This window comes from Zhenpiania hominis, assembly GCF_014333425.1.
Lineage (GTDB): Bacteria > Bacillota > Clostridia > Peptostreptococcales > Anaerovoracaceae > Hominibacterium > Hominibacterium hominis.
Window position 1 is genome coordinate 64,396 of sequence record NZ_JACRYT010000015.1, and the last position, 6,207, is coordinate 70,602.

Consider the following 6,207-nt stretch of genomic DNA (forward strand, 5'->3'; position numbering starts at 1 on the left):
ATGATTTGGAATGAAGCGATCGAATGTGCGGATCGGGAAGCCATGCAAAAAATTCAGCTGGAACGGCTGAAAGAAACGGTGGACTATGTGTATGAGAACGTAGGACCGTACAGAAAAAAGATGGAGGAAAAAGGTGTTGTGCCGGGGGATATCCGGACTCTGGCGGACATTACAAAGCTTCCGTTTATTACAAAAGAAGATTTGGCAAATAATTATCCGAACGGATTATTCGCGGCGGATATGGAAGACATTGTCCGTATTCACGCGTCTTCCGGAACTACGGGAAAGCCTAAGATTGCGGGATATACCCGCGGCGATCTGGATATGTGGGGAGAATGTGTGGCAAGATGTCTGACCATGGCGGGAGCGACGAAGAAATCCGTCGTTCAGGTAGCTTACGGGTATGGACTGTTCACCGGCGGCCTGGGGGCGCATATCGGCGCGGAAACCATCGGTGCCACTGTCATTCCCATGAGCAGCGGAAATACACAGAAGCAGCTGATGTTCATGCAGGATTTGAAGAGTACCCACCTGTGCTGCACCCCGTCTTACGCGCTGACGATTGCGGAAGCAGCGGAAAAAGCGGGTCTGTCCCCGGAAGAGATTTCTCTGAAAGCAGGAGTCTTTGGAGCGGAGCCGTGGACCGAAGGCATGCGCAATGAAATTGAAAAGCGTCTGGGAATCCACGCTCATGATATTTACGGACTTTCGGAGGTTATGGGTCCGGGTGTTTCTACAAGCTGCAGTGAGAACGCGGGTATGCACATTATGGAAGACTATTTCTTCCCGGAAATCATTGATCCGGATACCCTGGAACCGCTTCCTGACGGAGAAAAGGGAGAGCTGGTAATCACAACCATCGGTAAAAAAGGCATGCCGCTGGTTCGTTACCGGACAAGGGATATCTGCTATCTGAATCATGAAAAGTGTGAATGTGGAAGAACTCTGGTGAGAATGAGCCGTGTATTCGGGCGTACGGACGATATGCTGATCATCCGCGGAGTCAATGTATTCCCGTCTCAGGTTGAGACTGTGATTTCCAGATTCTCTGAAACTTTGACGATGAACTATAAATTGTATGTCGGCAGAGAAGATAACAAAGACACCTTTGAACTGGCTGTCGAACTGGCGGAAGGTCTGGCAATTGATGATATTACATTTGTGGAAAACCTGAGAACCCGTGTCGATCACGAACTTCGCAGCATTTTGGGAATCGGATGTAAGATTCGTTTCCTGAACGCGGGAACCCTGCCGAGGAGCGAGGGAAAAGCGGTCAGAGTGGAAGATACAAGAAAGCTGTAACTGAAGATTAGGAGGAAACAAAGATGTTAATTAAACAGATGTCCGTATTTGTGGAAAACACGACTGGGAGACTGGCGCAGCTGACAAGAGTACTGGGAAACGATGGAATTGATATTAAAGCTTCCTGTATCGCGGATACCGTGGATTTCGGAATCCTCAGATGTATCGTTGATGATCCGGAAGAGGCGACCAGAGTATTGAAGGAGCATGGCTTTACCGCCAGCATCACGGAAGTGATCGCGGTGGAACTGGAAGACCGTCCGGGCGGATTCGCTGATGTACTGGAAATCCTGGCAAAAGAAAATATTGGCGTAAATTATATTTATTCTACAATCCGTTCCAAAGAAGGCGCGGCGATTATTGTTCTGAAAGTGGAAGATCCGCAGAAAGCGATTGACGTCCTGCTGAGCAACAATGTAAAGCTGTACAAAGCGCATGAACTGGGGAATATCGGAAAATAAGGAAAGGATGAAAAGAGCCTGCTGTGAGGGCGTGGATTGAACCGCCTATCAGCAGGTTTTTTTATGCCATAATTTTTGAAGATTTTGTCTTTTCCAATTTCTATCTTGTAGGAAAGAAAAAATACAAGTATAATCAAGACATGGATAGAAATTGTGTTATTTGAAGGACAAGGAGGAAAAGATGCGGAATCAAAAACGACACATTGCGCTGCTTGCCGCTGCGATTATGATCTTAACAATTGTACCCGCTATAACGGCGGAAACCGCAGTCGCGGCTGAAAAAGAATTAAAACTGGCGAGAGTCAAGCTGGTAAACCACGCTGTGGGGAACAGAAGCATAAAGAATTCGTGGAAGAAGGTGAAAGGCGCGAAAGGCTACGAAATATATCGTGCCACGAAATTAAAGGGAAAGTACCAAAAAGTAAAGACTATAAACAGGGCAAAGACCGTATCCTGGACAAACAGGAACTTGAAAAAGGAAAAGGGCTATTACTATAAAGTGCGGGCGTACCGGATTACAGACGGTGAAAAGGAGTACGGCAAATTTAGCAGTGTTCAGTGGGCTGTTCCCACCAATTATCCTAACTGGTCGTACAGCATTAGTAGAAAATCCAAAAAGACTAAAACCATTAAGCTGACCATCACGAATAAAAGCAAATTCAGGATGACGTTCGCAAAAGACGGGATATATTTTAAAAACTCATTAGCCGCGAAAAGATGGGACACAATGACGGGCGAGCAAAAAGTGAATTCATCAAATGCGGACCTGCAAGCGAAAGGGATTTATCCTACCAGTATGAACAAAAAATATACAGTGAAACCCGGAAAAAGCATCACCTTAAAGTATAAAACGCAGAAGGCGGTAAAGTATCAGAAGGGCGGCTATGTGGAGAGTACATTCCGTTATCATAAAAAGGACTATGGAACCCGACATAGCTATAAGCACGGAGAGGCGTATTGGGTGTATCAGTAAACTTGCGGAAAAGTTAAGGAGGAAAGAATGAGTCTGAAAAAACATATTTCGTTGATTCTGATTTTGGCAATGCTGATGACAGCTGTACCGGCATTAGGAACAGCTGATTCCGTTTCAGCGGCATCCACTCTGAAAAAACCGGCGCTGACCAATCACGCGGCGGGAAGTAAAAGCATAAAAAATACCTGGAAAAAGGTCAGAGGAGCCAAAGGTTATGAGGTCTATCGGTCAGCAAAGAAAAAGGGCAAGTACCAAAAAGTAAAGACGATAAAAAAGGGAAAAACAACTTCCTGGACAAATAAAAAATTAAAGAAAAACAAGGCGTACTTTTATAAGGTACGCGCCTACAAAATTGTAAAAGGAAAAAAGAAGTACAGTAAATTCAGCGCTGTGCAGAGAGCGGTAACGACCAATACGCCCGCTTGGGAATGGTACATGAGTAAGAAAAGTGAAAAAACAGATACCATTAAGCTGGAAATAACCAACAAGAGCCGCTATAATATGAACTTTACAAAAAACGGGATTTTTTTCAGAGATGCGGATTCCCTGGAGCAGGCGGCGGAGCTGGGAGAGAGTGCCACCCCTCAGGAACTGGAAGCTGCCGGAATCTATGAACTGAAAGCAAAGGCAGGAGCCATTCGACCGGGAAAGACGAAAGTTCTGACTTATAAAGCGGATAAGGAAGTGGATTACTCAAGGAAAAGTATTCTGTTCGGGGAATTCAAATATAATAAGACGAAATATCTTATTTTCGCGGGCTGGGATATGGAGGCCGGATATATAAAAGAATAGCTGAAACCAAATTAGGAATGAAGAAGGGGCAAAACGTATTTTTAGCAAAAACATCTGAAATTTTTCAGGTGTTTTTGCAATTTTGTGATACAATAAAGTACCAGTAAAGAAAAGAGGAACTATATGAGCTTAGGAAGAAAAATCATATTTGTAATCGCGCTCATGGTTTTCGTCGGCGCGCTCGGTGCGATTGTAAACCATTACGTGACCGGATGGCGGGCGGAGAAAGCTTTGACGGATTTGGGCGAACTGAAAACGGAGCAGGAAGATCTGGTTACAGATAAGGGAGTTGTAATTGGAAAATATGTAAATCTTTATAAAAAAAATTCGGACATTATCGGATGGATTACCGTGGACGGAACCAATATTGATTATCCGGTAATGCAGACGCAGGATGACCCGGAATTTTATCTGCGGCGGAACTTCGATAAAGAGTATAGTGTGTCAGGCGTGCCGTTTCTTGACGCGGCCAGCGACATATTCAAACCCACTTCCAACTGGCTGCTCTACGGACACAATATGAAGGACGGAACCATGTTCCATGATCTGCTGGAATATGCGGATGAAGATTTTTATAAATCTCATAAAACGATAAAATTTGACACGATTTATAAAGGCGGACAGGGAGAATATGAGGTTCTGGCAGCTTTTTATTCGCGGATCTATCCGGAAGATAAGACCGTCTTTAAATACTATAATTATGCGGGAATCACCAGCGAGAAGGACTTTAATGAATACTTGCAAGGTGTCCGGGCGCTCTCCCAGTATGACACTGGCGTGGAGGCGGAATATGGAGATCAGCTGTTGACCCTTTCTACCTGCAGCTACCATGTTGAAGATCGGATGGGCAGATTCGCGGTGGTGGTAAAGCGAATCAGATAAAACAACCGTAAAAAGAACTTTCCACAGAAAACAGTGGGAAGTTCTTTTTGAGTTTTGTGGCTATGATAGAAAATCATTAATTACCAGCACCAGATAATTACTGTCATAGAGTGTTCGCGTGAAATAAGATGCGTCCAGACCTGAGAGAATCAGTTCCGTACTGGTAGGAGAAACCAGATTCACTATCGGCAGAAGCAAAGCCAAAAATAAAAAGACAAATACTACGCCTCTTAGAAAACCGGCCAGAAGCCCAAGCAGTCCATCCAAAAATCCCGTAAACCCCTTTGCCCTGCGTTTGGAAAGACCAATGGTCAGAAAAAATAAAATTATTTTCACGGCAATCAAAATCAAGAAAAAGCATAAGAGAAGCATAGTAAGTTCGGTAAGCCTTTCTGACAGCGCTTCCGCCGCATTCTCCGCGGTTTCTGTAATTTGTCCCATAATAAGGGGGAAGGTATCCGAGGAAGAGCTTAACGCGTCGGAAGAAATGGAAAACTTGTTCAAGAATGCTGTGTAAATATGGTCATCAAGACCTGTTTTTTCAGAGAGCAGAGTCCGCAGAGGCGATGCGAGAAAGAATGCCGCGATCATAGCGCCGATCCAACCTAAGGTATGGGAAAATGTATAGATAAATCCACGTCGGAAACCGGAAACCATTGTCAGGATGATGATTGCGGCCACAATTACATCGAAAATCAAAATTACACCTCCACTTATTCGAATAGGCAATAAAATATGTTCATATATTACTAGAAAAGTGATGAAAAATCAAGGAGGTCACAGGCCATGCAGAATATGCACCATAAAAAGAGCTTCGTTATGCTCGAGGAGCAAAATCATAATTTTGCGCAGGATAAAACGAGGCCAATAAAAGGATACTTGAAAATCGAAACAGGAGGAGAACGGGGAGCGGTCCGGATCGGCGCGGATAATCTTCGTTACTTTGAACGGGGCGGATATGTCTACAAGCTGCTGTTCTTTGGAAAAAAGAATGAAAAAACCATCTATAAAATCGTTGGAAGCCTACTTTTGAGCAGTAGAGGAAGAGGGGAAACTTACCTGCGCTTGAACCCTGTAGATGTTGATGGGAAAGGAAACGGACTGGAACACTTTCAGATTGCGGTTGTGGCGGCTGTTTCCACCACAGACAGCAGAGAGCCTCTTCATCCAATCCTGCGGGGAGATATGGAAGAAAAGGAAAAAATAAAATGCCAGAAATCCGGATCGGTTACATACAATCAGTATTATAATCAATACATACTTGAGTGCTGCGGGGAAATTGAAAACAAACGGGAAATGTATGACAGGACGGTTCCGTTTAAGGAGGATAAAACGGATGCGGACTGGATTCGAGTTGTCAACCTGGGACGTTTCCCCATGGTGTCGCCGGGAGCTCGGTATATGATCTCTCGATATCGGCATTTTATTTTCGGAACAGATTTTAATTATTATTATATTGGGGTGCCGGGCCGGTTCCTAGAACAGGAACAGCCGGATCAAGGAAGGTCCGGATTTGTTTTGTGGCAGCCAATTTTGGGTGCCGAAGGATACCATGCCGATGCGAAAGACGCGCCGCTAAAAAACAGGCAGGTCGCGTATGGTTATTGGATTGCGGCGATTAATCGGAAGACCGGTGAGATCGAGTCCCCGTTTGGAGCAGAAAACTAAGGAAATTCGCTGTCAAGCATTTTTGAAAATGTCCCAAAAAATCTTTAAGATAGGCCCCGATGGATTCGGGGCTTATCTTTTATGAGAGATTATGCTCCGTGATAATTAAAATATTGACAGCAGGAACCC

The 6,207-nt window shown here is 44.5% G+C and carries 7 protein-coding genes; 6 read left to right on the forward strand and 1 reads right to left on the reverse strand.

The features are described 5' to 3' along the window. From H9L42_RS12335 to srtB, 5 genes are all read left to right on the forward strand, one after another. Entirely contained in the window at positions 1 to 1,302 is a 1,302-nt protein-coding gene (locus H9L42_RS12335) for a phenylacetate--CoA ligase family protein (RefSeq protein WP_187303703.1), read from the forward strand. Between the two features lie 23 nt (positions 1,303 to 1,325). After that, complete coding sequence (locus H9L42_RS12340; protein ID WP_187303704.1) at positions 1,326 to 1,763, forward strand: hypothetical protein; 438 nt, start codon at positions 1,326 to 1,328, stop codon at positions 1,761 to 1,763. A gap of 181 nt (positions 1,764 to 1,944) precedes the next feature. Beyond that, on the forward strand, positions 1,945 to 2,736 hold the full coding sequence (locus H9L42_RS12345; RefSeq protein ID WP_187303705.1) for a hypothetical protein: 792 nt from the start codon (positions 1,945 to 1,947) through the stop codon (positions 2,734 to 2,736). A gap of 27 nt (positions 2,737 to 2,763) precedes the next feature. Then, positions 2,764 to 3,528 carry a hypothetical protein gene (locus H9L42_RS12350; protein ID WP_187303706.1) on the forward strand — a complete coding sequence of 255 codons (765 nt, stop codon included), beginning with the start codon at positions 2,764 to 2,766 and terminating at the stop codon, positions 3,526 to 3,528. A gap of 123 nt (positions 3,529 to 3,651) precedes the next feature. Next, complete coding sequence (gene srtB / locus H9L42_RS12355) at positions 3,652 to 4,410, forward strand: class B sortase (RefSeq protein ID WP_187303707.1); 759 nt, start codon at positions 3,652 to 3,654, stop codon at positions 4,408 to 4,410. 60 nt (positions 4,411 to 4,470) lie between these two features. Here the strand turns inward: srtB and H9L42_RS12360 are convergent, their stop codons facing one another. After that, positions 4,471 to 5,109 (reverse strand): CvpA family protein, encoded by a 639-nt coding sequence (locus tag H9L42_RS12360; protein WP_187303708.1) that lies wholly within the window; start codon positions 5,107 to 5,109, stop codon positions 4,471 to 4,473. 87 nt (positions 5,110 to 5,196) lie between these two features. Between H9L42_RS12360 and H9L42_RS12365 the strand changes: the two genes are divergently transcribed. Then, positions 5,197 to 6,078: a hypothetical protein gene (locus tag H9L42_RS12365; protein WP_187303709.1), complete on the forward strand. Its 882-nt coding sequence runs from the start codon at positions 5,197 to 5,199 to the stop codon at positions 6,076 to 6,078. The last annotated feature ends 129 nt before the right edge of the window (positions 6,079 to 6,207 follow it).

What these genes read in the sequence shown, in the direction of transcription:
- H9L42_RS12335 (WP_187303703.1), top strand. Translation starts at nt 1, where the DNA reads ATGATTTGGAATGAAGCGATCGAATGTGCGGATCGGGAAGCCATGCAA.
- H9L42_RS12340 (WP_187303704.1), top strand. Translation starts at nt 1,326, where the DNA reads ATGTTAATTAAACAGATGTCCGTATTTGTGGAAAACACGACTGGGAGA.
- H9L42_RS12345 (WP_187303705.1), top strand. Translation starts at nt 1,945, where the DNA reads ATGCGGAATCAAAAACGACACATTGCGCTGCTTGCCGCTGCGATTATG.
- H9L42_RS12350 (WP_187303706.1), top strand. Translation starts at nt 2,764, where the DNA reads ATGAGTCTGAAAAAACATATTTCGTTGATTCTGATTTTGGCAATGCTG.
- srtB (WP_187303707.1), top strand. Translation starts at nt 3,652, where the DNA reads ATGAGCTTAGGAAGAAAAATCATATTTGTAATCGCGCTCATGGTTTTC.
- H9L42_RS12365 (WP_187303709.1), top strand. Translation starts at nt 5,197, where the DNA reads ATGCAGAATATGCACCATAAAAAGAGCTTCGTTATGCTCGAGGAGCAA.